Annotated in this window: 2 protein-coding genes and 1 pseudogene; all 3 read left to right on the top strand. The window is 43.9% G+C overall.

Annotated elements, in window-relative coordinates; all coding sequences use genetic code 11:
* Positions 1-17: 17 nt before the first annotated feature.
* Positions 18-908: pseudogene (locus ACP45E_RS12690) on the top strand (tetratricopeptide repeat protein); the annotation flags it as partial.
* A gap of 22 nt (positions 909-930) precedes the next feature.
* The gene (gene arsC / locus ACP45E_RS12685; protein ID WP_017033291.1) at positions 931-1275 is read left to right on the top strand and encodes an arsenate reductase (glutaredoxin); all 345 of its coding nucleotides are present in this window, start codon (positions 931-933) and stop codon (positions 1273-1275) included.
* Positions 1276-1346: 71 nt separating this feature from the next.
* Positions 1347-1775 (top strand): DUF2069 domain-containing protein, encoded by a 429-nt coding sequence (locus tag ACP45E_RS12680; protein WP_017038378.1) that lies wholly within the window; start codon positions 1347-1349, stop codon positions 1773-1775.
* Positions 1776-1983 lie beyond the last annotated feature (208 nt).

Raw genomic sequence — 1983 nt, 5'->3', positions numbered from 1 at the left:
CCGCTCTTCCGATCTAAAGCCAGATAAACTATACACGCGGTAACGAAAAAGAAGCGGACCGCTTTGGCATAAATACCCTGGCTAAAGCCGGTTTTGAGGTTCAAGCCATGCCTCGATTTTTTGGCCGACTCGCTGATGAGTACCGATACGCAAGTAAGCCACCACCGATGCTGCTTACCCACCCTCTTCCTGAAGATCGTATTACTGACAGCCGAGCTAGAGCACAAAATTACCCACCGATGCGTATTCAGCCATCTCTTGATTACCAGTTAGCAAGGGCTCGCATTGTGGCACGATACGCCGGTATCGAAGGTAAAGCAGCAATGGATTGGTTAGAACGTTCAGAAAAGAAGGTAGGTAAAGATATCGCCCCCGCTTTCCAATATGGAAAAGCACTGGTTCATTTAGATAACAAAGAGCTCGAACTAGCTGATGCCCTACTTCACAATTTGATTAAACTCGAGCCAAGCAATAATTTTTACTTAGATGCACTTTCTGATTTGTATATTGCACAAAAACAGCCAGAGAAAGCCATCGCTATGCTGTCAAAAGCACTACAATCTAAGCCCAATAACCCGGTTCTCACTATCAACTATGCTAACGCGCTGCTTGAGCAAGACAACCACCTTGAAGCCATTCGTGTATTACAACGCTACACTCATAATTTTAGTGACGATGTTAATGGCTGGCATCTGCTTTCAGAAGCGAACATTGCACTGGGCGAGAGTGCCGATGATCTTGCCGCACGAGCGGAGATTTTAGCCCTTAAAGCGAACTGGAACAAAGCGATACAGTTCTACACTCAAGCCAGCCAACTAGTCGACCTAGGTAGTCTAAAGCAAGCTCGCTTCGATGCGCGAATTGACCAACTCATGATTCAACGTGACCGATTCTTATCACTACAATAATTACATCAACAAGGAAGCCATTATGTCTGTCATCATCTATCACAACCCAAGATGTTCAAAGAGCCGTCAAACATTGGCGTTATTAGAAGAGAATAATGTTTCACCGACTATTGTGAAGTATTTAGAAACGCCACCAACAGCCGACACTTTGAAAGAACTCTATGCACAACTCGCTGTATCGAGTGTAAGAGACATGATGAGAGTCAAAGAGGAAGCCTACAAAACGCTACAACTTGATGACGCCAGCGACGAAGAATTATTTTCAGCAATGGCAGAAAACCCAAAATTAATCGAGCGCCCTATTGTGGTTTCAAATGGAAAAGCTCGTCATGGACGCCCACCAGAGAAAGTGTTGGACATCTTATAAATCCGCTCTTTGAGTTCCGTTTTCAAAACCGTAATAGAAACACAGTAAGGTAAGCAAGGATAAACAAGCCAATGGCACCTGACATGACAACCAGAACCAAACTATTTAGATTGCTCGCTCTTTTTGGCAATCTTTCACTCATTTCTTGGGTTGTATTGTGGCAATGGTATTTGTCCCCGCATCCCCATATCAATAACCTCACTCTCGCTATTGCATGGAGCGTGCCTTTATTGCTACCACTTCCTGGGATTCTCGCAGGTAAACCGTACACGCATGCATGGGCAAACTTTGTTTTAATGCTCTACTTTCTTCATGCCTTGGTTATTTTATACATTGGAGACGGAGAACGGGTGCTTGCTTCCGTCGAGCTGTGTTTAACAACGATGGCATTTATTGGCAACATTCTTTACGCTCGCGCTCGAGGTAAGGAGCTGGGCCTTAAACTCACACGTTTATCCGAGGTAGAGAAGCAAGAAAAAGCGCGCTTCGATAATTCATAACATGTCATTACAGCCGCCAAAAAAGTAAAAACCGCAGACATATCTGCGGTTTTTTATTGAGTGTTTTTTCTGTTGGTTACTTTTTCTCTTGAATAAAAAGCATTCTGATAAAAACTAATCCGTCTTCCACTCAAATCTTAATGTTCGAACCGCTTCCGTTGAATCATGGGATTGAATTTCCATCGAACAGATCGGAAGCGCGGTTCAG

The organism is Vibrio genomosp. F10 str. 9ZD137 (assembly GCF_049974785.1).
GTDB lineage: Bacteria > Pseudomonadota > Gammaproteobacteria > Enterobacterales > Vibrionaceae > Vibrio.
This window is presented reverse-complemented; position numbering and strand designations above follow the sequence as displayed.

Coding starts and splice junctions, on each gene's coding strand:
- arsC (WP_017033291.1), top strand. CDS start 931: ATGTCTGTCATCATCTATCACAACCCAAGATGTTCAAAGAGCCGTCAA.
- ACP45E_RS12680 (WP_017038378.1), top strand. CDS start 1,347: ATGGCACCTGACATGACAACCAGAACCAAACTATTTAGATTGCTCGCT.